Here is a 201-nt window from a genome sequence, read left to right as displayed (position 1 = left end):
ATCACCGGCACGGTCACCCTGACCGACGCGGGCGCGGCGCACGTCAACGGCGGCGGCAACCTGCCGGCGGTGAGCGTGACCGTGACCGACGCACAAGGTCTGACGGCAAACGACACCGCGCCCGTGGAGGCCAGCGCCTTGCTGCCCACCGTCGAGGTGACCAGCACTTATGACGCCATCCAGGGCGCGGCCGAAGCCGGC

Annotated in this window: 1 protein-coding gene; it reads left to right on the top strand. The window is 71.6% G+C overall.

Annotated features, from left to right (window positions below):
- Positions 1-201, top strand: a 201-nt coding sequence (locus tag HW452_RS17820) for a hypothetical protein (RefSeq protein ID WP_224107363.1), incomplete at both ends; no start/stop codon positions are given.

Origin of the sequence: Vreelandella aquamarina (assembly GCF_020075495.1) — a bacterium.
Taxonomy (GTDB): Bacteria; Pseudomonadota; Gammaproteobacteria; order Pseudomonadales; family Halomonadaceae; genus Vreelandella; species Vreelandella aquamarina_A.
Note: the sequence above shows the minus strand (reverse complement) of the source record. Positions and strands in the feature narration are given on the sequence as shown.